A 22461-nucleotide genomic window follows, 5' to 3' on the forward strand; every position below is an offset into this window, starting at 1 on the left:
CCGACGCGGCCCGCGCGGGCGTGGGTAGCCCCGCGACCGCCACCGCACAGCTCACGCCGATGCCGAGGCGGACCAGCGGCTTCATCCGCGCCCCACCCTCCCGGCGCTTCACTTTCTGTGCTGTCATGGTTACCACTCGTACCCATGCTGGGGTCCGCGTAATCTCACGCAGCGTGAACCCGGGCCCCTTCCGGTCGACGTCGCTCAGCGCGTTCGAAGAAGCGGGATGAGCTCGGAGGTGAACGCCTCCACCTCACCCGCCGGCCACTCCCACGGGTACTGGTTCGTGAACGCCGCGAACCGGCGCACCAGCTCCAGCCGCGCTCGGATCGTGGCCGGCCGAAGGAAACGGCTCTGCTGCTGACGCGACCAGCCTTCCACCATCGCCGCGAATACAGCCGCCGCTGGATCGACATGCGCAACTCTCGCATCGAGTACAAGGTGCGCAGCACCGGACAGATCAACACGTTGCGCCATGGCAGCCGCCTGTTGCATCCGATGCAATCATCGTTGCATCGAAAATCGGCATCGCCGTTTTTCCACAGCGGGACGGCGTGTCGCGATAGGCTCTGACTTGGAGCACTCGGAAAAACCGATATCGCCGCTTTTCGGCATCCGCCAGATGTTGCATCTGCTTCAAATGAAGCCCACTTTAACTGGCGGAGTGCCGTTATCTGAACCCTGCGATATTCTCCATCGCTTACGATCTTGCGGGGCCGCCCCTCGCCGGCGCGGAGTCGGCCGGAACGGACCGGCAGTCCGCGACGGCGCGCATGGCGAGGGGGCGCAGTATGACGCGGGCTTCGAGGCTCGCCTCCCGAGACCGGGCGGGCTGTCGTTGTCAGGACGGTGGCGGTGTCAGTCAGAGCGCGTTGGCGGCGTGAGGATCTCGACGGCGAGTAGCGCGACGTCGTCGTGCAGGGCTCCGCCGCTCCAGGCGTGCACGCTGGCGATCAGGTGGTCGAGTGCCGTGTCGAGGTCTGTCGGTTGCGCCTCGACGGTGCCGGCATCATCGGGTGCTCGTGCGGGTGGGTGCTGCGGCGGCGGTCGGTGGGCTGCCGTGGGTACGCGCGTTGCCGCGGAGGTCGGGGATCGGGTGCTTCCTGTGGCGTCCAGCCGGTCGGCGTGATCGGCACCGGCCGACTGCGTGCCCAGTGAGGCGGCGATGCCAGGCAGCAGTGGGAAGAACGCCCTCGTGACGGGGTCGCGTGCTTCGGCGATCCCGTCGGTGTAGAGCAGGAGCCGGTCGCCTGGTTCCAGACAGGCCGAGCCGACGACGTCGCCGGCGCTGCCCAGCCCCAGTGGCAGTTGTCGACCGGGGGGTTCCAGCAGCCATGCCTGCCCGTCCCGAATCAGGACCGGGTCGGGATGCCCGGCGTTGGTGAACCGCACATGGCCGCCCTCGACGTCCATGACCAGCGCCGTGGCGAAGTCGTCGTCCATGCCGGCGGACGCCACCTCGGCGTCGAGCTCGCGCAGCACGGTGCCCAGGTCTCCCGACTGGCGTGTTACAACTCGGAAGCAGCTGGTCACCAGGCTCGCGAGGCGCACGGCCTCCAGGCCCTTGCCTCGCACGTCCCCGATCAACAGCCGCGCCCCGTGCTCCCGGGCCACCACCGCGTAGAAGTCACCGCCGACGTTCGCCTCGGCTGTCGAGCTCTCGTAGCGCGCCGCCAGCCGCAGGTGCGCGGTCCTAACGGGTATCGGCGTGAGGATCGTGCGCTGGACCGCCTCCGCGACCCGCGTGACGTTCGCGAGCTTGGTCTCGCGCCGAGTGTGATAGCTGCTGAGCAGAACGGCCATCGCCCCGCCCGCGGCCACTCCCCCCAACCGGACGGCCTGAGCGGGCCAGCCGCTGCTGCCCGACCCGTAGAGATGATCACGCACCCCGAGTGCGACGACCGCCACCACGGCCAGCGCCCCGTACATCGTGGTCAGCCGTGGCCCGACGACGGTGGCGGCCAACAGCGGGCTAAGAACGGTCAGTTCGAGGATCACCCACTGGCTGTTCGCGAACTCCAGGCCTGCGAGCCCCACCAGCAGCACCAACGGCCACAACGGCACCATCCGGTGCCAGCCGCGGCCGGTCCGGTGATCGGCGGCGGAACGCTCAGCCATCTGGACCTGGCGGTACGCCCCACAGGGTGTTCCACACCCTCATGGCGATACCCGCCCCCGGCCGCAGGCGAACCGGGGGCGGCCAGTGGGCTACTGATTGGCGCGTTGAGCCGGCGGTGCCACGAGGCTACCAAGCCCAGTGCCCGCCGGACCTGGGGAAACGCGGTCCGGACCCAGATCAAGCAGAGGAGGAGTCCAGTACTTCGGTTGCGGGCTTGCCTGCGCCGTTGGGACCAAGCAGCGCGAACACACCGCCGCGGGGGACCCGTAGATCGATGCCTCGCAGGACGGAGGTCGAACCGTAGGACCTGGCCAGCCCGGCGGCCTCGATCGCCAGCTCGGCGGTCGCCAGCTCGGTGTTCGCCAGCTCGGTGTTCGCCAGCTCAGTGTTCGCCAGCCCAGTGGTCATGGTGGGGGCTCCAGTCGTGGAAACTGCGTATGGCATACGTTCTACTGCGTAGATGGTACGCAGATCTAGGATGGCGTCAACGGTAGGTTTCGGCGGGAGGGCGTCGCCAGACGGCGGAGGTGAGCGTGGCGGGCAGGGAAGCCGGGAGCGCGGACGGCCGCGGTGCAGGGCGGCCGGGCCGCGCCGGCCGCGGGGCCGGCGCCGAGGTGGTGCCCGCGCCGGGTCGTGCGTCCGCCGCCGAGGTGGCGCCGGTGCCCGGGTCAGCGATCCGCTCGAACGAGGCGCCCACGTTCGCACTGCCCCCCGCCGTCGAGATGCTCTGGGGCGTGCGCGAGCGGTCGAGCCGCGGCCCCCGGCGGGGGCTGAGCCTGGAGCGCATCGTCGCGGCCGCCATCGACGTCGCCCAGGCGGAGGGCATCGGCGGCCTGTCGATGGGCCGGGTCGCCGCCGAGCTCGGCGCGGCGACGATGTCGCTCTACCGTTACGTCTCGGCCAAGGACGAGCTGCTGATGCTCATGGTCGACACCGCGATGGGCCCGCCGCCCGGCCCCCGCCTGTCCGACGACGGCTGGCGGGCCGGGCTGTCCCGCTGGGCGCAGGGCGCGCGCGCCAGCTACCAGCGCCATCCGTGGTCGCTGCGCGTCCCGATCACCACGCCGCCGCTCGGCCCGAACATGGTCGCCTGGATGGACGACGGTCTGCGCTGCCTGGCCGGTACACCGCTGTCGGAGCAGGAGAAGCTGTCCTCGGTGCTGCTGCTGAGCGGTTTCGTCCGCAACGAGGCGACGCTGAGCCTCGACCTGCGCACCGCTGCCAGCGACGGCCACATCATGCCCGGCTACGGGGCCATGCTCGGCCGGCTCATCAACCCGGCCACCTTCCCATCACTGCAGCGCGCCATCGACTCCGGGTCTCTGGACGATGACGACGACATGGACTCCGAGTTCGACTTCGGCCTCGCCCGCCTGCTCGACGGCATCGCGGTCCTCGCGGAACGCCCGGACGTGCCCCCCGGCTGACCGGGCAACGACGCGGTCCTCGACCAGGAGGCCCGGGTGGGGTGTGCTTCCCATGTTGCCATCACGCTGCCACGACCCGCCGCGACAACGCGCACGAAGATCACGACGTGCGGCGCGACCTACTCTGCTGTCGTGGGTGGGCGGTGTGTCGTCTCCGCTGGCCAGGCGAAGGCGGCCAGTACCGCGGCGACCTCCTCCGCGGTGGCCCCGCGGAACCAGGACAGCCGGCAGACGGTCACCACGCCCGTGCGCCGGTCGTGCCGGGGCAGCGGCCACGATCGCGCGGGCGGCAGCCACGTGGTCGGCGGGAGCTGGCCGGTGCCGGGCCGGGTCCCCGTGCCGGGCTGGCTGGCGGTGTCGTGCTGGCTGGCGGTGTCGTGCGGGGTGGTGGTGTCGTGCGGGGCGGTGGTGGCGTGCGGGGCGGTGGTGGCGTGCGGGGTCAGGGTGAGCAGGCCGGCGCGCGTCGCGGTGCCGGCGATCGCCGCGCGGTGCACGGCGAGCCTGGTCATGCCGCGGCTCATCGCGATCAGCTCGGTGTCGACGGCGAGCTCGCCGGTGGGCTGCGACGCCCGCCAGAACAGCGCCAGCGCGAGGGCGACCGGCAGTGCCGCGGCGACCAGCTGGCCGGGGCTCCACGGGTTGAACCCGCCGGCCACCGCGGCGGGAACGATGCCGGACGCGAGCACCAGCACGATCCCGACCGCGATCGGGATCGGCCGCCCGAGCCGGCGCTCCGCAAAGACGACGCGCTGGTCGTCGACGACGCCGTGGTCGTCCTTGCCGTGGTCGTTCTTCTCGGTTCCCTGGCGCGTCTCGTCGAGGTACGACCAGACGGCGGTCAGTGCCTCGTCGGCGGACGGCCGCGCGGCCGGATCCGGGTCGAGCATCCGGGTGAACAGTGCGCTCAACTCCCCGCAACGCTGCGTCACCGCCGGCACTCGCACACACCGGTCGCCGGCGTTTATCCACCCATGACCGCCGTGTCCGGCGGGGCTGGCCGGTGTCGTGGACGCGGCGGACGACGGGCCCTGGGCGGCCACGACCAGCGCGGCGGCGAGGGCGAACACGTCGTCGCTCGGGAGCGTCCGCACCGTCGTCGCGGGCGCGGTGCCGAAACCGGCGAGGCGGGCCGATCCGTCCGTGCCCAACCGGATCGTCGCGGGCGAGACGGCGCCGTGCGTGACGCCGGCCTCGTGTGCGGCCCGCAGGGCTGCCAGCAGACGGGTCGCGAGCGCGGCGATCTCGGTGAGGGCGAGCGTTCCCTCCGCTGCCAGCACGGCCCACAGGGAACGGGACGGATAATAGTCGGTGACCGTCCAGGAAATGCCGTCCGCATCCCGGACGACATCGAGGACGCGGACTATGTGCGGGCAGTCCGATAACGCGGCAGCGGTCTCGCGCGAACGGCGAAGGTGATTGTCGAGGTCGTTCCCGCCGGGCCCGGAGGAATCACACGACGGTTGTTCTCTGGTGAGCGTGACGTCGACCTGGTGTTCCTCGTCGACGCCGCGCCAGACCGCGTTCGCGGCGACCGCCGGCCCCATCGCCTCGACGAACCTGAATCTCCGCGCGAGGACGGTCCCCGGCGCTGCCTCGGCCATGGTGTCCGTCTCCTGGGGAGGTCCGCGCGCCGCGTGATCGGCCCGTGCCGCATTCTCCTATAATGCGAGGGTCGCGGGTGGCGGTTCGGTGGGCAAGGCCGGGCCGGCCGGGACGCGGACGCCGGACAGGGGGCAGCGCATGCCGGATTCCCACGCCGCATCGCGCCCGTCGGCACGCCCGCCGGCGGGTGCCGGCCGCGCCGAGGCGGCCGACGGCGGGACGATCCTGATTCTCACCCTCGGCTATCTGATGGTGGCCGCCATGCTGGTGGTCGTGGTGACGGACGTGTCCGCCGTCTATCTCGCCCGGCGCTCGGTGGCCTCGGCCGCGGACGGCGCGGCCCTCGCGGCCGCCCAGCGCATCGACGAGAACGCCGTCTACACGTCCCGCGACGCCCTGGCTCGGCTCCCGCTGGGCGACGTCAGCGAGACCGTCGACCAGTACCAGCGGCAGGCCGACCCGAGCGGGCGCACGACGCTGAGTTCCAGCCTGATCGACCCCACGACGGTGCGGGTGGAGGGGTCGCGGGTGGTCAACCTGCCGGTCGTCGGCTACCTCGGGGTGGGCCCGGTTACCGTGCGGGCCGGGGCGCAGGCACAGTCGGTGGTCCGCCAGCCCGCTGCACCATGACGCCGCTCGGCGCGGTCAGGCCGACGCGCGCCACCGCGGACACGGCATCCGCGCCCCCGTCCGTCTCGATGGTCGAATGCAGCCACGGCGCGGTGGCGTCGACCAGATCGTCGAGGCCGTAGCCGGTGCGCTGCTCCGACAGCTGCGACACGTCCCGCACGAGACGGGCCAGCCACTCGGCCGGCCGCGCCGCGGACAGAGCGACGGCCTGCCCGGCGAAGGTGGCGGCCTCGTCCCGGTCGGGGATCTCCCGGGCGAGCGCCGCGCGGGCCCGCGCCATCCGCACCGAGACGACCATCCCGGTCTGGCCGGAGCCGACCACGAGCGTCTCCGCCCGCTCCAGGTGGGGCGTCGCCTCGTCCGCCGCGCCGACCGTGGTCAGCGCCTCGGCGCAGGCGAGCGCCAGGTCCGCCGGGGAGTAGGTCTCCAGGGCGAAGCCGGGGGTGCCGAAGTCCACGTCGTCGAGGCGCTCCATCGTCTGCCAGGCGCGGGCGACGGCGTCCCGCACGCCCGCGGTGTCGCCGGTCGCGGCGCAGGCGCTGGTCACGACCTTCCCGGCGATGAGCGCCCGGGTCGGGCTGAAGCCGGCGATCCGCGCGGCCACCCCGGCGATCTGCAACGACACCGCCGGGCTGTGCGGGCGGACCATCCGGGCGCGCAGTGCCAGGGCTCGCGCGGCGAGCGGCCCGTCGCCGGCGGCGCGGGCGAGGGAGGCGGCCCGGTCCGCCCTGGCGGCGGCGTCGGCGTGCCGGCCACGGTCGTAGGAGACGGCGGCCGCCGCCGTCGTCACCGCCGCGTGCAGGCGCATCCAGTCCAGGGCGACCTGGCCGCGCAGCCGATGGTCCCTCGGCACCGACCTGGTGGCGTGCTCGAGGGGAGCGAGCGTGGCCGCGGTCGCGCGCAGCTCGGTCGTCTCGTAGGCGCCCACCGCGGCGTCCAGCGCGGCGGAGCAGGCGTCGTGCAGATGGGAGGCATCGCCCGGGCTTGTGACATCGGAGCCGAGGGTCATCGTGCCCACCGCCGCGAGGCCGGTGGCGACCAGCACTGATCGTCGATTGGAGACGTCGGACACGAGGGCACCCTTCGTGAACCAGCAGGGGTGATCGCGCCGCGTGTCACCGGCCGGCGGTGCGCGGCGAGCCGGAGTGCCGCCGGGACTAACCACACAACCTGGTCCGCCGCGTAGCGGTCCGTCGGGTAATGGCAGCGAACACCCATGGCGGCCTCCCTCGCGTGTCCCGCACTGGTGGACCGGCACCGACGGTGGGTCGTGTCGCGGCCGGTGGAGACGATGTGCCTGTAAGGACGGTGTGCCTGTCGTTTCCGGCCGGGGACCACGACGACGTGGACCGCGACCACGACCTGGCCACCAGGGGACCGCGCTGTCCGCGGAGTACCAGGCATCCGGCGAATTCATCAGCGAAGCGCCGGGCTCAAAGATATCGTTCGCGGACCGTCAACGCGGCGGATCGTGTGCGCTCGGCGATGTGGGGCAGGTCTCTTTGTGGATTGTCGTGCCGCGCCGTCGGGCGGCTGGCCCACTTGGGTGTGCGGCGCGGTTACCGTCCGGATTGTCCGCGGTGCGGGTGTCGGTTGGACGAAATAGCCGGGATCTGCCACGTCATGTTTCAACGCGGTGTCGTGAAGCCATTGAATGTTTCCGCCGCGTGATTTTTCTCCACCCCCGCCCGTCGCGGACGCGACGGCGGCGAGCGAGGGCGAGCGAGGTCGGCGGCGCCCGGTCGCGCGGCCGTCCGGCGCGGGGGCCGGAGCTGACCCTGTGATCATCGGGGTCCGGCTGGCAGAGCCCGCGGGGGACGGGGCGGGAGGATGACCGGCCCGCTGCGCGGCGTGCTCAAGATCCGTTCTCATGGTGGCCGGCCGGGCGGCCGGTAAGGTGAACAGCATGGCCGCCGACCTGCCCGAGGAGATCAAACAGCTCGATGCCACGCTCAGCGGCATCGAGTCCGTGCTCGATGTGGAGGCGCTGCGCCGTCGGGCGGACGAGCTCGAACAGCAGGCGGCCGACCCTGATCTGTGGTCCGACCAGGATCGCGCGCAGGTGGTCACGCGGCGGCTGTCGTCGACCCGAGGGGACATCGCCCGGGTGGAGGGGCTGCGCCGCCGCCTCGACGACATCGACGCCGCCGCGGCCCTCGGAGATGACGAGTTCCTCGCCGAGGCCGCCGCCGACCTGCCGGCGCTCACCTCCGACATCGCCGCGCTCGAGGTGCGCACGCTGCTGTCGGGCGAGTACGACGAGCGGGACGCGATCGTCCAGCTTTCCGCCGGCGCCGGCGGTGTCGACGCGGCCGACTGGACGGCGATGCTGCTGCGGATGTACCTGCGCTGGGCCGAGCGCCACGGCTACGCCACGGAGGTCTTCGACACCTCCGAGGCCGAGGAGGCCGGCCTGAAGTCGGCGACCTTCCAGGTCAAGGCCCCCTACGCCTATGGAACGCTGCGCAGCGAGCACGGTGTGCACCGGCTCGTGCGCATCTCCCCGTTCGACAACCAGAACCGGCGGCAGACCTCCTTCGCCGGCGTCGAGGTGACGCCCGTGGTCGAGCTGTCCGACCACGTCGACATCGACGACAAGGACCTGCGGATCGACATCTTCCGGTCGTCCGGCCCGGGCGGCCAGGGGGTCAACACGACCGACTCCGCGGTCCGCATCACCCACCTGTCGACCGGCATCGTCGTCACCTGCCAGAACGAGCGCAGCCAGCTGCAGAACAAGGCGGCCGCGATGATCGTCCTGCAGGCGAAGCTGCTGGAGCGGCGGCGTGCGGAGGAGGCGGCGGAGAAGCAGCGCATTACTGGCGGGCCGCAGGACGTCTCCTTCGGCTCCCAGATCCGCAACTACGTGCTGCATCCCTACCAGCTCGTCAAGGACCTGCGGACCGAGACCGAGACGTCGAACACCGGCGGTGTGCTTGACGGCGACCTCGACGAGTTCATCGACGCCGAGATCCGCTGGCGGCGGGCCGCCGAGAGTCAGGCGTGAAAACGGCCGCCCCACCGCTCGGTAATGGCATCCGCGGTGTTTCCCGGCGGCGAGGCGAGACCGGTCCGGGCGTGTTCCCGCAGCGCCCGCCGCTGGATTCGAATGGCTGATCGCTCCTGGCCGCGGGCCTGCCTATCCGGGTTACCCCCATTTATGAGCTGACCGGTGCCCAGGGGTATCCGCCGTCCCCGCCCGGGAAAGCCGGGATGCTCGGTCCGACCTCTCTTGACCCGGGCTGGCTCCGTCGGCCGGGAGGGTGCCCAGTCGCCATCCGCCCGACCTACCCGGCGGATCTGCCGAAGCCATTGGCACGCCCGGTATGCGCGTGTAGAGTCCCGGGTAGTTCGCGGACCGTTCGATGTTTTAGTTTCGATCTCTCCGGCCGGACCGCGCACTACTGCACCCGATGGGCAGCGCGTCCGTGTCACCTGGTCGTCCACGATTGTGCACCGTCGTCGCGGAGGGAGTACAGCCTGTGTCCCCCCAGGTCAATATACACAGGTATGAGGACGGAAATATCCGACCTAATCCCGGTGTGGTGCGGGCCGCCGCGGGTACGGGATCGATGTGACCACGATGGCGACCGCGCTGCCCGGCTCCGCCTCCGGCGTGCTGGACGAGACGCTCACGATGCCCCTGCCCGTCCTCATGTATCACAGCGTGGGGGACTCCGTGAGCGCCGACTTCCGGCGCTGGGAGGTCCCGCCGGGGGTGTTCGCCGAGCAGCTCGGCGCGCTCGCCGCGAGCGGATATCACCTCACCGGGCTCACCGATGCCCTCGCTCACCCGCACCGCCGGCAGGTGGCCATCACCTTCGACGACGGTTTCGAGGACTTCGTCACCACCGCGCTGCCGGCACTGCAGAATGCCGGAGCGCACGCCACGCTTTATGTGCCGACCGCGTATCCCGGTCGCCGCGCCACCTGGCTGGACGGATACAGCGAGCGCAATCTTCCCCTGCTGGACTGGTCCGATCTCGCGGCGCTCGCCGACGAAGGTGTGGAACTCGGCTCCCACGGCCACCGTCACCTGGAACTCGACGTCGTCCCGACGGCGCTCGCCCGCTATGACGTGACCGCCAGCCGCCGGGCCATCGAAGAGAAGACCGGTCGCAGCCCGGACAGTTTCTCCTATCCGTTCGGATACCACTGCGCGTCCGTGCGTACCGTCGTCGCGGCCGCCGGATTTGATTCCGCCTGTGAGCTCGGATATCGGCTGCACCAGCCGCTTCGCTCCCGTTTCGCCATCAGCCGGCTGGTGGTGGATCGTACCGCCGGCGCCGTCGACATCCTGCGTCTGGTCGCGAACGGCCATCGCGACGCCCTCGCCAACGCGCGCCGCGGTCTGCGTTCCGGCTGGCGGGCATATCGCGCGGCGCGCTGGCGGCTCGGCCACGGAACCTGAGCCGTTCCCGCGCCAACGGCAGGGGCGGGTGTACCCGGCGCATCCCCTCGCGACCGCACCGGCTCCGTGACCGCGGTGGCGCGTGACCGCGGCGTCCCGTGAGCGAGGTCACCGTAGCGCGGTGATCTGACGCGGATGGCCTGCTCAGGCCGCACACTGGGGGAAGCCCCGCGGGCCGGGGAGGCGGCAGGTGGGGGAGGCGACCGGCGTGGACAGACCCTCCGGCGGTTGGGTGGCGCTCGTCGGCGGCGGGCCGGGACGGGCTGATCTCATCACCGTCCGCGGGCTGCGGCTGCTGCAGGTCGCCGATGTCGTGGTCGTCGACCGGCTCGCCCCTCGCGACCTGCTCGCCGAGGTCAGGCCCGGCACCGAGATCATCGACGCCGGCAAGGCCCCGCACGGCCACAACCTCACCCAGGACCAGATCAACGCGGTCCTCGTCGACCGCGGCCGGCGCGGCCTCGGCGTCGTGCGGCTCAAGGGCGGCGACCCCTTCGTCTTCGGCCGCGGCGGCGAGGAGGCGCTGGCCTGCGCCGCCGCCGGCCTGCCCTGCGAGATCGTGCCCGGGGTGACGAGCGCCGTCGCGGTGCCGGCGCTGGCCGGCATCCCCGTCACCCATCGGGGCATCACCCAGGACGTCACCATCGTCAGCGGCCATGTCGATCCGTCCCACCCGGGATCGACCGTCGACTGGGACGCCGTGGCCACCGGTCCCGGCACCGTTGTCGTCCTGATGGGTGTCGCCGCGCTCGCCGAGATCAGCCGCGAGCTGGTCAAGCGGGGGCGCCATCCCGACACCCCCGCCGCGGTGATCCACGCCGGCGGCACCCCGGACGAGGTCGTCCTTACCGGCCCGCTGGTGGACATCGCCCGGCAGGCGGACGAAGCCGGCATCGGCTCACCCGCGGTCATCGTCGTCGGCGATGTGGTCACCCTGCGGGAACGCCTGGCGGGGCCGCGTCCCGCCGCGGGCTAGCGAAGGGCCACGATCCGGTCGTCGCCGGGTTTCGGCTCGCCGCGGCCGTCGGTGTTGTTCGTGAGGATCCACACCGAGCCGTTCGGCGCGCTGACGGCCGCGCGCAGCCGGCCCAGCGAGCCGTCACCGGCGAGGACCGCGTGGGGCCGACCGCGTACCGTCCCGGCGGCCAGATCGAGCTCCCACAGCCGCTGGCCGCGCAGCGCCGCGACGTACAGCGTCGTCCCGCGGATCGCGATGCCGGTCGGTGACGCGTCCGCGGGCGCCCAGGTGACCAGGGGCTGGCGGTACCGGTTGTCGTCGGCGAAACCCTCGACGACCGGCCAGCCGTAGTTCCCGCCCGGGACGATCAGGTTGATCTCGTCGAACCGGTCCTGGCCGAACTCGGACGCCCACAGCCGGCCGTCGGCGTCCCAGGCCAGACCCTGCACGTTGCGGTGCCCCAGGCTGTAGATCAGCGACCCGGGGAACGGGTTGCCCGCAGGGACCCCACCGTCGGGGCGCATCCGCAGGATCTTGCCGTTCAGGCTGGCGCGGTCCTGGGCGCGGGTGCGCACGCCGGCGTCACCGACCCCGGCGTAGAGCAGGCCGTCCGGCCCGAACCGGATCCGCCCGCCGTTGTGGATCACGTTCTGGGTGAGGCCGGTGAGGATCGGCGTCGGCGGTTCGGCGTGGATGCCGGACAGCCGGAATCGGACGATCCGGTTGTCGGACGCCGTCGTGTAGTAGGCGTAGACGTACCGGTCGGCGGCGAAGGTCGGGGAGACGGCCAGCCCCAGCAACCCCGACTCGCCGTGGTGCACCACGCCGGGCAGGGTGGTGAGGACGCTGGCCCGCGCACCGCCGGCCGGCAGCCGCAGGATCCGGCCGCTGTCCCGCTCGCTGATCAGCGCCTCGCCGGACGGCAGGAACGCCACATCCCAGGGGGCGGCGAGCCCGCCGACCACGGTGCGCGTCGGGCCGGCCGACGGCTCGGCCCCGCCGCCACCGGCACCACCTGGCGCCGCCAGCGGGCTGGCGGCCGCGCCAGGACCGGAGGCCCGCCCGCCACCTGACGAACCACCACAGGCGACCAGGCCCACGCCGGCCAGCAGCAACACGACCAGCGAGGTCAACACCCGGGCCGGCGTCCTGCGCGCGGCGCCGGCGCCACGGCCGTCAGGCGGCACCCGCACCCCGATCCGGGGCGATGCCGCCGCCGTCGGGTGACCCGGATCCCTCAGGTGGCATGGCGCACGGCCAGCGCCGTGAGCACCATGACCACCGCGAGGATGGCGAGAAGCAGCTGTGGGGAGAGCGTCACCGAGTTGCGCCGCAGATACTCGCGGGACGCGCGGCAGGTGGGGCACCGGCCCTCGATCACCAGCCCAGAGCAGCGCGCGCAGACCAGATCCTGCCTGCCCATGCCGCCTCCTTCCGCCGCGGTGTCCGACCACGATTGCGAGGGATCGTCGCACGTTCCTCCCAGGGAGGGCGTCGAACGTCCGGTCGCCGGGGTGTGACACAGACGATCGACTCGCTCCACGGTACGCCCGTGCGCGGGCCTTCGCCGCAACCCTGGACGTCCCCTACCCGACGGCAGATGCTCCACGCCCGTCACGGGCGGCGGATCGCGCAGGTGGGCGCGCCCGCGCGGGGGAAGCTCCGGCCGCGTCCTACCATCTCCGTCACGGAAAGTATTCTGACTGTTGCGTGGCGTGGGAGGGGTGTGATGATCGTCCTGGACGCGGTCAGCAAGTGGTACCCGACCGGGGACCGGCCCGCCCTGGCCGACGTCAGCGCCGAGATCGGCACCGGCGAGTTCGTCTTCCTGGTCGGCCCGTCCGGCTCGGGGAAGTCGACGCTGCTGCGGCTGCTCCTGCGCGAGGAGCGGGCCTCCGCCGGCCAGGTGCTGGTCGCCGGGCGCGACGTCGCACGGATCCCGGACCGGCGGGTCCCGCGGCTGCGCCGGGCCGTGGGCTGCGTGTTCCAGGACTTCCGGCTGCTGCCGAACCGGACCGTGGCGGCCAACGTAGCGTTCGCCCTCGACGTCGTCGGCCGTCCCCGCCACGTCGTGCGCAGCGTCGTGCCCGAGGCGCTGGAGCTCGTCGGCCTGCGCGAGGCGGCCCAGCGATACCCCGACGAACTGTCCGGTGGGGAGCAGCAGCGCGTCGCCATCGCCCGGGCGTTCGTCGGCCGCCCCCGCGTGCTGCTCGCTGACGAACCCACTGGCAACCTCGACCCCGCCACCAGCCTGGAGATCATGAAGCTGCTCGACACGATCCACCGTGCCGGCACGACCGTCCTCATGGCCACCCACAACGCCTCGCTCGTCGACGCGATGCGCCGCCGGGTGCTCGAACTCGGCGACGGCGTCCTCATCCGCGACGAGGCGGACGGCCGCTACGACCAGACCGTCCCCCAGCCGATCGCCGTGCCCGCTCAGAGCGCGGGTGACGGTGGCGTCGACAGTGGCGTCGACAGCGGCATCGGCATTGGCGGCATTGGCGGCATCGGCATTGGCATCGGCGGCATCGGCGGCGTTGGCGGCGGCGTGAGCAGTCCGTGGGCGCCGCCGGTGCGCGGGGCGGTCGGCTGATGCGCCCGGCTCCGCTGGCGTCCCTGCTGTGGACGGGGCTGCGCCGCAACCTGGCGATGACCGCCGCCGTGATCGTCACCGTCACCATCTGCCTGGCGATGCTCGGCGCCGGCCTGCTGCTGCGGGCCCAGGTGCACACCGTCGACGACTACCTGCTCGGCCAGCTGGAGGTCGTCGTCGACCTCACCGACGAGATCACCCCCGCGCAGCGGACCGCCCTCGAGACCGAGATGCACCGGGACCCGGCGATCGTCGGGGTGCGGTACGAGAGCGGGCGGCAGGTCTACGACCGGTTTCGCCGGGACTTCCACGACTCGCCGGACGTGGTCGCCGGGGTCAGGCCCGGTGACCTGCCCGCCGCGCTGCGCCTCACCCTCGCCGACCCGCGGGCGTCCGGCGACATCGTCGTCACCTACACCGGCCAGGACGGGGTGGAGGCGGTCCGTGACCAGCGCGCCCTGCTCGACCCGCTGTACCGGTTCCTCGACGCGTTCACGATCGGCGCGTTCGCGCTGGCGGCCGTGCAGGCGCTCGCGTCCTTCGCGCTGATCTACACGATGATCAGGATCTCCGCGCACGGCCGGCGCCGGGAGACGGCGGTGATGAAGCTGGTCGGAGCGTCGAACGGCACGATCCGGGCGCCGTTCATGCTGGAGAGCGCGATCGCGGGCCTGGTCGGCGGCCTGCTCGCGGGTGGGCTGCTGGTCGCGGCGAAGGTGTTCCTGGTGGATGGCCAGTTCGCCCGGCAGTCGACGTTCCCGCTGTTCGGCTGGTCGGCGGTCTGGGAGTCCGGCGCCGTGGTGGTCGCCGTCGGCATCCTGGCCGCCGCCGCGATGGCCTCCCTCGCGCTGCACCGCCACCTGCGCGTCTGAGTCGCGTCCGAGGCGCGACCCCGGCTCGAGGATCGATGGCCTGCGGTGGGTGCACAGATCCGCCTGGTCGCATGATCGCTAGAATGGGAACTGGTGTGCCAGGCCGTTCGCGCCGCAGGACGTATCGTCGCAACAGCAGTGGTTGTCCGGTGACCGCCGGGTGCGCGGTAGCGGCTGGGCGGGGGCCGGTGGAACGGGAAGAAGGGTCGGACGGTGCCGAGGGAGACGGGGCGCAGGGCGATCGCGCAGAACAAGCGCGCCCGGCATGACTACGACATCCTCGACACGTACGAGGCGGGGCTGGTGCTGCGCGGAACCGAGGTCAAGGCGCTGCGGGCCGGGCGCGCGTCGCTCGTCGACGGCTTCGCCCAGATCAGCGACGGCGAGATCTGGCTGCACAACGTCCACATCCCCGAGTACACCGAGGGCACCTGGACGAACCACGCCCCGCGTCGCAAGCGCAAGATGCTGCTGCACCGCGCCGAGATCGAGAAGCTCGTCGGCAAGACGCAGGAGGGCGGCCTCACCCTCGTCCCGCTGAGCCTGTACTGGAAGGACGGCCGGGCCAAGATCGAGATTGCGCTGGCGCGCGGCCGCAAGGCCTACGACAAGCGGCACGCGCTCGCCGAGCGGGACGCCTCCCGCGAGATCAGCCGCGAGATGGGCCGCCGTGTCAAGGGCCGCTACCGCTGACCAGCCCCGAGAAGCCGGTGGCCGGCGGCGCCGTCGACGATCCCGCGGCGCGCGATCGTCTCGCGCAGCTGGTGGCGCTGCGCACGCCCTCGGGTGCCGCGCTCCTCGCCGAGGCCGCCGCGGCCTACGGCACGTCCGGCGGGTCGTCGTCGACGGCGCGGGAGCTGGCGGTGGGGGCCCGACTGCGGGCCGAGGGCGTGCCCGCGGAGCTCGTCGCGGCGGCCTTCACCCAGGCGGAGCTGCGCCGGCGCGCGGCGGCGAAGTTCGTGCTCGCCGACCGGATGTTCTTCACCCGCGCCGGCCTGGAACAGGCGTCCTCCCAAGCCGCCGCCGAGCATCGCGCGTCCCGCTTCGCCGGCCGGGCCCGGGTCGCCGACCTGTGCTCCGGGATCGGCGGCGACGCCTCGGCGCTGGGTCCGGGCCGCGAGATCCTGCTCGTCGACCGGGACCCGGTGCACCTGCGGATGGCCGAACTCAACGCCGGCGTCCACGGCGCGCGGACGGTGCGGGCGTGCCTGTCCGACGTGCGGGACGTCGATCTTGACGGCGTGGACGGCGTGTTCGTCGACCCGGCACGCCGCAGCGGCGACCGTCGTCTCGGGTCCGGTGCCTGCGAGCCGCCGCTGCCCTGGTGCTTCGCGCTGACCGACCGCGTCGGGGCGGTGGCGGTCAAGGCGGCGCCGGGGATCGACCTCGGGCAGGTGCCGGCCGGCTGGGAGGTCGAGTTCGTGGCGGATGGCCGCGACCTCAAGGAAGCCGTCCTGTTCTCCCCGGAGCTGGCCACATCGCCGCGGCGGGCGACGGTCCTGCGCGCGCCGTCTCGCGGGGCGACGCCGACGGCCGTGCCGAGCACCGAGGCGGGGCGCCTCGGTGACGAGGGCGTCGAGCCGAGGGGCCGCGCTGGTGCGGTGAGCCTGGTGGGTTCGCCGGACTCCACCGCCACCGAGTCGCCGGTCCGGGTCGGCGAGCCCGGGCGGTACCTGTACGACCCGAACCCGGCCGTGACCCGGGCCGGCCTGGTGGGGGAGCTGGCCCGTCAGCTCGACGCCTGGCAGCTCGACCCGATGATCGCCTTCCTGACCTCGGACGAGGCCATGGCCACCCCGTTCGCCCGGTTGCTGCGCGTCGAGGCGCAGCAGCCGTTCGACGTGCGCCGCCTCGCCGCCGACCTGCGCGCCCGCGGCATCAGCGCGCTGGACATCCGCCGCCGCGGCCTCGCCGGCGACGTCGACGCGCTGCGCCGCCGCCTGCTGCCCCGCCGCCGCGACCTCGTCCCCGGCGGCCCTGCCGTCACGGTGGTGATGACCCGCCTTCGGGAGGAACCCTGGGCTCTGATCTGTGTCCCCGAGTCCCCTCCTGGGTGAGCGTCCCGCCGGCCACGGATGGATGGCGATCACCGTCCGTCCAGGCGCCGCTCCTGCTGGGGTGGCGCCTGCGTGCCGCCGGCACACAGGCCGGTGACGGCGCCGATCAGGCAGCCGGCGGCGAGGGCGGTCGCGGCCGCCAGGGGTACCAGCCGGTTGACGTGCAGCAGGCAGGTCGCGCCGACCAGCGCGCCGCTGAACATCGCGACCGGGGCGGCGAACCGCCGCGGGTCGCCGTAGCCCGGTCCGCCGGCCAGGCGGGAGTCCACGACGAGGCCGGTGAGGGTCGTGGTCAGCACGTTCGTCGGCACCTCGGGGACGGCCACCCGGCGCCCCGTCGCGTGTTGCAGGCCCATCGCGACCGCCAGCGGCGCGACGACCGCGTACGGCCGGTCGTCACCGCCGCCGGTGACGGCGGCCGCGGCGAGGGCGCCCGCGATCAGCGTGACCTGCGCGGCCAGCGCCACCACCAGCCAGCGTCGCCCGGCGAGCGCGGCGGCGGTGCCGATGCGCCCGGCCAGCCCGGTGCCGGCGAGGAAGCACACCAGCGCCAACGCGGACAGGTCCGCTGACAGCCCCGGCGCGCCGCCCAGCGCGAACGCCAGGAACACGACATTGCCCGTCATGTTCGCGACGAACACATGGCCGAGGGACAGGAAGCTCGTCGCGTCGACCAACCCGGTCAGCACCGCCATGGCCAGCAGCAGCGCCACCCGCCACCCGCCGCCCCACGCGGCCGGGCCCGAACCTGTCACGGGCGCAGTCTCGCCGACATCGCGGCTGCACCGCCGGATGGCGCGTGGCCCTCGTCTTCCGGGCCGTCGGTGACCGGGTGGAGCTACAGGCGCAGCGGGCGGATCGGGGCGGCGATCAGGGCCGGGTCGGACTTCCAGTCGACGCCGGGGACGTCGATGTAGAGCTCGATCTCGTTGCCGTCCGGGTCGAGGATGTAGAGGCTGTGCGTCACCGTGTGGTCGGAGGCGCCGACGAGCGTCACGCCCGCCGCCTGGAGACGGGCCAGCGCCTCGCGCAGGTCGTCGTCGGTGTCGCCAACCTTCAGCCCGAAGTGGTACATCCCGAGCCGGCGCCCGGCGGGCACCGCCGTCGCGTTCTCGCCGACCTCGATGAGCAGCAGCTCGTGGTGGGTCCGCCCGGAGGAGAAGGCGGCCGCGGGCAGGCGCAGCGGGTTGCCGGCGGCATCGGTCGCCTCGGGGAACACCTGGCGCCAGCCCAGGACGTCCCGGTAGAAGGCGACCGAGCGCCCGATGTCGCGGACGTACAGGACGAGATGTCCCAGTTCCTTGATCTCCACTGCTGCTCCCCAGGTGCGACGCCGGATGTCTGTTGCATCTTTAACTATCGCGGACCGCCGGACATGCCCAGATGTGGGTGACTCCTCGCGGGGGCTCCCCTGCCGCCGGGCATGGCCGCGGCGCTCACCCTGCGTCGCCGCCGGCGTGCGGTAGACTTGCCGTGTTGGAGGCACCATCGCACCTGGGGGTGATCGGTTTCGACTTCGGACGTCGAGACAGGGGAAGCGGGCCGAGGATGAACGGTTATCTCGTTAACGATCCGTTCAAAAAAACAGCTGCCAACAAGACGCAGCCTGTTGCCCCTTACGCCCTCGCGGCTTAAGGACTAGCAACCGTCAGCCTGGGAGTTCCTCCGGCCCGGGACCTGGCGTCGCTAGGAGGATCACCATCTGACCCGGTCGCGGGGCCAGGTGGAACATCAAACAGCGACTGAGCCCACGGCGGCTTGCCTGTGTGTCTGCCGGGGCTGAGAAACAAGTAGCAGGCTCCGCCCGGAGAAGCCCTGGTTCGGTGCCGGAGGACGCGGGTTCGATTCCCGCCACCTCCACCACGATGCGTAATGATGCCCTGACCTGGGCAAATAGGTAAGAACTATGAGATCTGATGGTTGATCGAATAGGAGATGTCCAGGTCGGGGCATTGATCTTTTTGGTTCGATTCCCCGAACGTACCGGCGGACCTTGGTTACGGGGCGTAGCTGCGGGGATTGGTCGGCCGATGGCATAGACCGTCGGCCTGTACTCCCGAAGCGCTCTTGGCAGGTAGGGATGTGCGTCGCCGGTGGCGGCACGGACGGTCAGGAGCAGGATCTCCAGAAGTGGTTCTGCCCGTATGGTCCACTGGCGGCGGTCGTGGCCGCGAGGATCAGGCTGTCCTCTGGTCCGGCTCCCGCGTCGGCGCCTGAACGAGGAGCGATGTGCCGCACCGCTGCGCAAGCTCATTGACAACCTGGACGACGAATCGGTCCGGGGTGTGCCGCTCGTCCCCGGCATTGAGGTAGTCACCCCCGCCGTAGCAGTCGAACAACACGACCACGGACCCCGCAGGCAGGTGGTCGCCGACCTGCCGCAGTGCCGTGGTCTTACCCGCGCCAGCGGGGCCGTGCGCAACAACCAGCTTGCCTCGATGCGCCTGCACAGCATCCGCGATGACCCGTGCGCCAGGCGCCGGTAGCGGAGGGCGCGACAGGTCGGCCAACCGTGGCGGTGCCGGATAGAGGTCGAACACCTCGGCGACACCCAGCTGAGCAAGCACGTCTTCGGCCCTGAGACCACCCCGCCCTCGGCCGGGCAGAGCCTCACCGTAGACAAGATCGAACAAGCGTTGAGTCGAGTCGAGACCGCGTCCCGGCGTCAGCTCGGCCGCACCGGCCCGCACCGCACGTGCGAACGCTTCACGGCCGAGCGCACCTTCCATAGACAGGTCCAGCCTGGCGAGGAAGTCGCAGAACTCCGTTGAGCGCAGCCGTGATCCCACGGCCCTCGCCAGGGTGTCCACAATATCCCGGTGCTCAGTGCGGAGTGCCCGAAGCAGGCCATCCCGCCGCAGGTCTCGGCGGTCCCGAGAGCGGGCCCAGGCCGCAGCCGCCTCAACAGCATCCACGAGCAGCTGGTCGGCGGGCTGATTGCTTACGAGCGCCAGTCTCACCTTGGCGACCTCATCCGAACCGTGATCATCAAGGACGCGTCGGTACGCCGTAGCAGGGTCAGCGATCACCGTCCGCGACGTCGCCAGCTGGTCGTCTCTCGGACGCTTCCTGGGCTTGCAGAGCCGGGCTGCGGTCCACGGCGTGTTCGGGTGTTTCGTGCTGTACTTCAGCCGCGAAAGGATCACCGTGTCGGCGGTCGTGATCCGATACCCGCCGATGTACTCGCTGACGTCTACCGTCTCGTAGGACTCGTCCGGATCGTCGACGGTGGCCAGACCCTCCAACGCGACGAGACGCAATCTCGCGCCAGGCTCGATGAGCTTGAGCGCGCGGCTCGCGGCCCACCAGATGTGAAAGTCGTCCCCGGCGTTGGACTCCGACGCCCCCACCTGACGTGCCTCAACCTCCGAGATGCGGCGCTCCGATGCGCTGCGTGCCACCACGATAGCTCTGCGCCCAAATGCCGACCCATGCCGGGCAAACATCCCGGAGATCGTCTGCTGGCCGGGGCGGAAGGCCAGGGCGGGGGCCAGCCGCCGCACTGGTCGCTTCGGTCGGGGTCGCCGGTTTCGGGGGCCGGCCGCAGGGTGCTGAGCGCCGTCTGGCGGCCGGCGTCGTCGCCGTTCCCGTGGTTGATCAGCGCGGCGCGGGCGAGCCAGCCGACTCCGTAGGCGTCGGCCAGCTCGCCCGCAGCGAGCTGGACCTGCCACGGCGCGGGCGTTGGCTGCGAACCTGCTCAACGCCGTCGGTGGGCGCCCTCGGCTGGACACGCCAGAGATGCTGCCTGGCCATCTCCCAGGCGCCTGCCCCACGGCGACCGCTCTCTGCAGCTGTCGCTGGTTCCGTTCGGGGCGGAAGCAATCGAGATGTTTCTCCGGCTCGAACGGCCGGCACGCCTGGTGCTCCAGCCGAGGGCGACAGCTATGAAACGATCGGGCAGTTCTACAGCGCGATCGAGAATGGGATGCGCGATCTGTGCGCTGACCTCGGCGAGCGGGAAGTCTTCCGCGGTGACCCGGCTCGCCAGGTCACCGCGGGCCCGTTCCACCACAGTGGCGGGCGACTGACCGCGGTCAACGATCTCGCCTCGGCGTTGGCGGCGTTGGAGGAGATCGTCGAGCAGGGCGAAGGCACGGCACGAGGCGAGGTCTGGGACGGCGACCAGGACATCTTCCACCCCGACGGGACGAGGTCGCGCATTACTACCGGTTCCAGGAACTCAAGCTGCGCCGGCGATACCGGCGCGGTGACACCCCGCGATCCGGGCCCACTGGCGAGGCTTTCTCGGTTGACCTCGGCGGCGTTCACCCGATGCGACCCAACCCGCTTCTGGAAGATCACGCTCCAGGTAGTCCGATCTGGGCCGCCCAGGAAGACTTCAACCACACCTACTGCGCTCTGCTGAATCAGTTGGAGCAGGCGCTCAACGGCAGCCCCAGCATGCTCGGCGCCGCAACCGGCACCATGTACGCGCTCAAGGCCAAGGCACAGGCCCTGATGGAGATGTCCGACGGCGAAGGCACAACAGCCGGCCCGACATTCGAGTACATACCGGTGCTCAGGCGATGAGCCGCGACGGCCAGGCGGTGATCCATATCTCGTTCGCGTCGGCGTGTCGATAGTTGCGGCGTGGATGTTTCGAGCACCTAACGGGCAGTGTCGACGTCGAACTCGTACGGGAATGGGAGAGTTCGCTGGTCGTATCGGCGTTCTCTGGGTGCCGCCTGTTCTGTGACGTGCTTGGTCATATGCCCTTCGCTCGGTCGTGGCGTGCCGTCGAGAGCTGGGACGGGCAGGTTCCGAATCTGGGCCGGGCGGCTAGCCTTGAGTCGCGAAACGACCTTGGGGGGCCGTGGTGGGGGATCTCGATGAGGCGGCGGCTATCTTCATGGGCGTGCGGCCACGCCTGTTCGGGATCGCGTACCGGATGCTCGGTAGCGCCAGCGAGGCGGAGGACCTGGTGCAGGACGTCTGGCTGCGCTGGCAGGCGACCGACCGCAGCGTGGTGAAGAGTCCGGGCGCGTTCCTGGCGACGACCACGACCCGGCTGGCCATCAACGAGCTGCAGTCGGCGCGGGTGCGGCGCGAGACGTACATCGGGCCGTGGCTGCCGGAGCCGGTCGACACCAGTGCGGATCCGTTCCTGGGGGCCGAGCGTGGGGAGGCGCTCGAGTTGGCGGTCCTGATGCTGATGGAGAAACTCACCCCGCAGGAGCGCGCGGCGTACGTGTTGCGGCAGGCGTTCGACTACCCGTACCCGCAGATCGCCGGCATCCTGCAGTCCACCGAGCCGGCCGTACGGCAACTGGTCAGCCGGGCCCGCAAACACGTCACCGGCGAGCGGAAGATACCGGTGCCCGAGACCGCGCAGCGCCAGCTGCTGGCCACCTTCCTTGAGGCCGCCCGCGCGGGTGATCTCGAGGCGCTGGAAAAGCTGTTCGCGGCCGACGTGGCGAGCATCTCCGACGGCAACGGCGCCCGGCAGGTTTCCCGCAAGGTGGTGTCCGGCGCGGCCCGGGTGGCGAAGTACATCGCGGCGTTCTCCACTTGGTTCTGGGATGGCGTGGAGCTGCGATGGGTCACCACGAACGGGCAGACGAGCGCCATCATGCGTCGCGGTGACACGCTCCTCGGAATGGTCACGATCGTCGCCTCCGAGGCGGGCATCGAGCAGCTGCTGTGGATGTTGAATCCGGAGAAGGTCGCCGCCATGGCCGATGTCACAGAATAGGTGCCTGCCCTGTCTGTAATCGTGATGGCGAGAGACAGGGGACGAAGGTGCGGACGATCCTGATCGTTGGCGGCGGGTATGCCGGCGTCGAGGGCTT

The 22461-nt window shown here is 71.6% G+C and carries 20 protein-coding genes, 1 other RNA gene and 2 pseudogenes; 13 read left to right on the forward strand and 10 right to left on the reverse strand.

Annotation, left to right across the window (positions count from 1 at the left end):
* Positions 1-204: 204 nt before the first annotated feature.
* The 3 genes and pseudogenes from C1A33_RS34345 to C1A33_RS24780 form a co-directional block, all read right to left on the reverse strand.
* Positions 205-495 carry a hypothetical protein gene (locus C1A33_RS34345; protein WP_133150816.1) on the reverse strand — a complete coding sequence of 97 codons (291 nt, stop codon included), beginning with the start codon at positions 493-495 and terminating at the stop codon, positions 205-207.
* Between the two features lie 363 nt (positions 496-858).
* The gene (locus C1A33_RS24775) at positions 859-2118 is read right to left on the reverse strand and encodes a PP2C family protein-serine/threonine phosphatase (protein WP_101833783.1); all 1260 of its coding nucleotides are present in this window, start codon (positions 2116-2118) and stop codon (positions 859-861) included.
* Between the two features lie 214 nt (positions 2119-2332).
* Positions 2333-2470: pseudogene (locus tag C1A33_RS24780) on the reverse strand (ABC transporter); the annotation flags it as partial.
* Between the two features lie 308 nt (positions 2471-2778).
* Here C1A33_RS24780 and C1A33_RS24785 point away from each other — a divergent pair.
* The gene (locus C1A33_RS24785; protein WP_243407914.1) at positions 2779-3546 is read left to right on the forward strand and encodes a TetR/AcrR family transcriptional regulator; all 768 of its coding nucleotides are present in this window, start codon (positions 2779-2781) and stop codon (positions 3544-3546) included.
* A 119-nt stretch (positions 3547-3665) separates the two neighbouring features.
* Here the strand turns inward: C1A33_RS24785 and C1A33_RS24790 are convergent, their stop codons facing one another.
* On the reverse strand, positions 3666-5147 hold the full coding sequence (locus tag C1A33_RS24790; RefSeq protein WP_101833785.1) for a serine/threonine-protein kinase: 1482 nt from the start codon (positions 5145-5147) through the stop codon (positions 3666-3668).
* A 139-nt stretch (positions 5148-5286) separates the two neighbouring features.
* Here C1A33_RS24790 and C1A33_RS24795 point away from each other — a divergent pair, with 139 nt between their 5' ends.
* A complete protein-coding gene (locus C1A33_RS24795) occupies positions 5287-5778 on the forward strand; it encodes a pilus assembly protein TadG-related protein (RefSeq protein ID WP_101833787.1) in 492 nt (163 codons plus the stop codon).
* Here C1A33_RS24795 and C1A33_RS24800 read toward each other — a convergent pair.
* Positions 5720-6850, reverse strand: coding sequence for a hypothetical protein (locus tag C1A33_RS24800; RefSeq protein WP_101833789.1), 1131 nt, complete (start codon positions 6848-6850; stop codon positions 5720-5722). The two genes, C1A33_RS24795 and C1A33_RS24800, sit on opposite strands and share 59 nt — an antisense overlap.
* Positions 6851-7684: 834 nt before the next feature.
* Between C1A33_RS24800 and prfB the strand changes: the two genes are divergently transcribed.
* From prfB to cobA, 3 genes are all read left to right on the forward strand, one after another.
* Entirely contained in the window at positions 7685-8785 is a 1101-nt protein-coding gene (gene prfB, locus C1A33_RS24805; protein WP_101833829.1) for a peptide chain release factor 2, read from the forward strand.
* Between the two features lie 576 nt (positions 8786-9361).
* Positions 9362-10189 (forward strand): polysaccharide deacetylase family protein, encoded by an 828-nt coding sequence (locus tag C1A33_RS24810; RefSeq protein WP_423748142.1) that lies wholly within the window; start codon positions 9362-9364, stop codon positions 10187-10189.
* 208 nt (positions 10190-10397) lie between these two features.
* Complete coding sequence (cobA, locus tag C1A33_RS24815) at positions 10398-11165, forward strand: uroporphyrinogen-III C-methyltransferase (protein ID WP_243407915.1); 768 nt, start codon at positions 10398-10400, stop codon at positions 11163-11165.
* Here cobA and C1A33_RS24820 read toward each other — a convergent pair.
* Both C1A33_RS24820 and C1A33_RS24825 read right to left on the reverse strand, forming a co-directional pair.
* Complete coding sequence (locus C1A33_RS24820) at positions 11162-12340, reverse strand: PQQ-dependent sugar dehydrogenase (RefSeq protein WP_243407916.1); 1179 nt, start codon at positions 12338-12340, stop codon at positions 11162-11164. The two genes, cobA and C1A33_RS24820, sit on opposite strands and share 4 nt — an antisense overlap.
* Positions 12341-12384: 44 nt before the next feature.
* The gene (locus C1A33_RS24825) at positions 12385-12570 is read right to left on the reverse strand and encodes a hypothetical protein (RefSeq protein WP_101833795.1); all 186 of its coding nucleotides are present in this window, start codon (positions 12568-12570) and stop codon (positions 12385-12387) included.
* A gap of 306 nt (positions 12571-12876) precedes the next feature.
* Between C1A33_RS24825 and ftsE the strand changes: the two genes are divergently transcribed.
* The 4 genes from ftsE (at position 12877) to C1A33_RS24845 (ending at position 16672) form a co-directional block, all read left to right on the forward strand.
* Positions 12877-13743, forward strand: a complete 867-nt coding sequence (ftsE, locus tag C1A33_RS24830) for a cell division ATP-binding protein FtsE (protein WP_101833832.1) — start codon at positions 12877-12879, stop codon at positions 13741-13743.
* The gene (ftsX, locus tag C1A33_RS24835) at positions 13743-14615 is read left to right on the forward strand and encodes a permease-like cell division protein FtsX (protein ID WP_101833834.1); all 873 of its coding nucleotides are present in this window, start codon (positions 13743-13745) and stop codon (positions 14613-14615) included. Before ftsE ends, ftsX begins: the two co-directional genes overlap by 1 nt.
* A 213-nt stretch (positions 14616-14828) precedes the next feature.
* Positions 14829-15308: an SsrA-binding protein SmpB gene (gene smpB / locus C1A33_RS24840; protein ID WP_101833797.1), complete on the forward strand. Its 480-nt coding sequence runs from the start codon at positions 14829-14831 to the stop codon at positions 15306-15308.
* 17 nt (positions 15309-15325) lie between these two features.
* Positions 15326-16672: a class I SAM-dependent methyltransferase gene (locus C1A33_RS24845; RefSeq protein ID WP_243407917.1), complete on the forward strand. Its 1347-nt coding sequence runs from the start codon at positions 15326-15328 to the stop codon at positions 16670-16672.
* A gap of 29 nt (positions 16673-16701) precedes the next feature.
* Here C1A33_RS24845 and C1A33_RS24850 read toward each other — a convergent pair whose 3' ends face one another.
* Both C1A33_RS24850 and C1A33_RS24855 read right to left on the reverse strand, forming a co-directional pair.
* On the reverse strand, positions 16702-17427 hold the full coding sequence (locus tag C1A33_RS24850) for a YoaK family protein (RefSeq protein ID WP_243407918.1): 726 nt from the start codon (positions 17425-17427) through the stop codon (positions 16702-16704).
* 83 nt (positions 17428-17510) lie between these two features.
* On the reverse strand, positions 17511-17984 hold the full coding sequence (locus C1A33_RS24855) for a VOC family protein (protein WP_101833800.1): 474 nt from the start codon (positions 17982-17984) through the stop codon (positions 17511-17513).
* A 184-nt stretch (positions 17985-18168) separates the two neighbouring features.
* Here C1A33_RS24855 and ssrA point away from each other — a divergent pair.
* Positions 18169-18535: a transfer-messenger RNA gene (ssrA, locus tag C1A33_RS24860) on the forward strand.
* Between the two features lie 314 nt (positions 18536-18849).
* Here the strand turns inward: ssrA and C1A33_RS24865 are convergent.
* The gene (locus C1A33_RS24865; protein WP_133150817.1) at positions 18850-20076 is read right to left on the reverse strand and encodes a P-loop NTPase family protein; all 1227 of its coding nucleotides are present in this window, start codon (positions 20074-20076) and stop codon (positions 18850-18852) included.
* A gap of 351 nt (positions 20077-20427) precedes the next feature.
* Here C1A33_RS24865 and C1A33_RS38140 point away from each other — a divergent pair.
* The 3 genes and pseudogenes from C1A33_RS38140 to C1A33_RS24875 form a co-directional block, all read left to right on the forward strand.
* Positions 20428-21038 (forward strand): annotated as a pseudogene (locus C1A33_RS38140) (ferritin-like domain-containing protein); the annotation flags it as partial.
* Entirely contained in the window at positions 20945-21202 is a 258-nt protein-coding gene (locus C1A33_RS35970) for a hypothetical protein (protein ID WP_207770486.1), read from the forward strand. The pseudogene C1A33_RS38140 and the gene C1A33_RS35970, both read left to right, overlap by 94 nt.
* A gap of 283 nt (positions 21203-21485) precedes the next feature.
* Entirely contained in the window at positions 21486-22364 is an 879-nt protein-coding gene (locus C1A33_RS24875) for a sigma-70 family RNA polymerase sigma factor (RefSeq protein WP_243407919.1), read from the forward strand.
* Positions 22365-22461: the final 97 nt, after the last annotated feature.

Origin of the sequence: Frankia canadensis (genome assembly GCF_900197875.1) — a bacterium.
GTDB lineage: Bacteria > Actinomycetota > Actinomycetes > Frankiales > Frankiaceae > Frankia > Frankia canadensis.

Excerpts from the sequence above, each read along its gene's own strand:
- prfB (WP_101833829.1), top strand. The coding sequence starts at position 7,685 with ATGGCCGCCGACCTGCCCGAGGAGATCAAACAGCTCGATGCCACGCTC.
- C1A33_RS24810 (WP_423748142.1), top strand. The coding sequence starts at position 9,362 with ATGGCGACCGCGCTGCCCGGCTCCGCCTCCGGCGTGCTGGACGAGACG.
- ftsX (WP_101833834.1), top strand. The coding sequence starts at position 13,743 with ATGCGCCCGGCTCCGCTGGCGTCCCTGCTGTGGACGGGGCTGCGCCGC.
- C1A33_RS34345 (WP_133150816.1), bottom strand. The coding sequence starts at position 495 with ATGCAACAGGCGGCTGCCATGGCGCAACGTGTTGATCTGTCCGGTGCT.
- C1A33_RS24775 (WP_101833783.1), bottom strand. The coding sequence starts at position 2,118 with ATGGCTGAGCGTTCCGCCGCCGATCACCGGACCGGCCGCGGCTGGCAC.
- C1A33_RS24825 (WP_101833795.1), bottom strand. The coding sequence starts at position 12,570 with ATGGGCAGGCAGGATCTGGTCTGCGCGCGCTGCTCTGGGCTGGTGATC.
- C1A33_RS24795 (WP_101833787.1), top strand. The coding sequence starts at position 5,287 with ATGCCGGATTCCCACGCCGCATCGCGCCCGTCGGCACGCCCGCCGGCG.
- C1A33_RS35970 (WP_207770486.1), top strand. The coding sequence starts at position 20,945 with ATGCGACCCAACCCGCTTCTGGAAGATCACGCTCCAGGTAGTCCGATC.
- ftsE (WP_101833832.1), top strand. The coding sequence starts at position 12,877 with ATGATCGTCCTGGACGCGGTCAGCAAGTGGTACCCGACCGGGGACCGG.
- C1A33_RS24790 (WP_101833785.1), bottom strand. The coding sequence starts at position 5,147 with ATGGCCGAGGCAGCGCCGGGGACCGTCCTCGCGCGGAGATTCAGGTTC.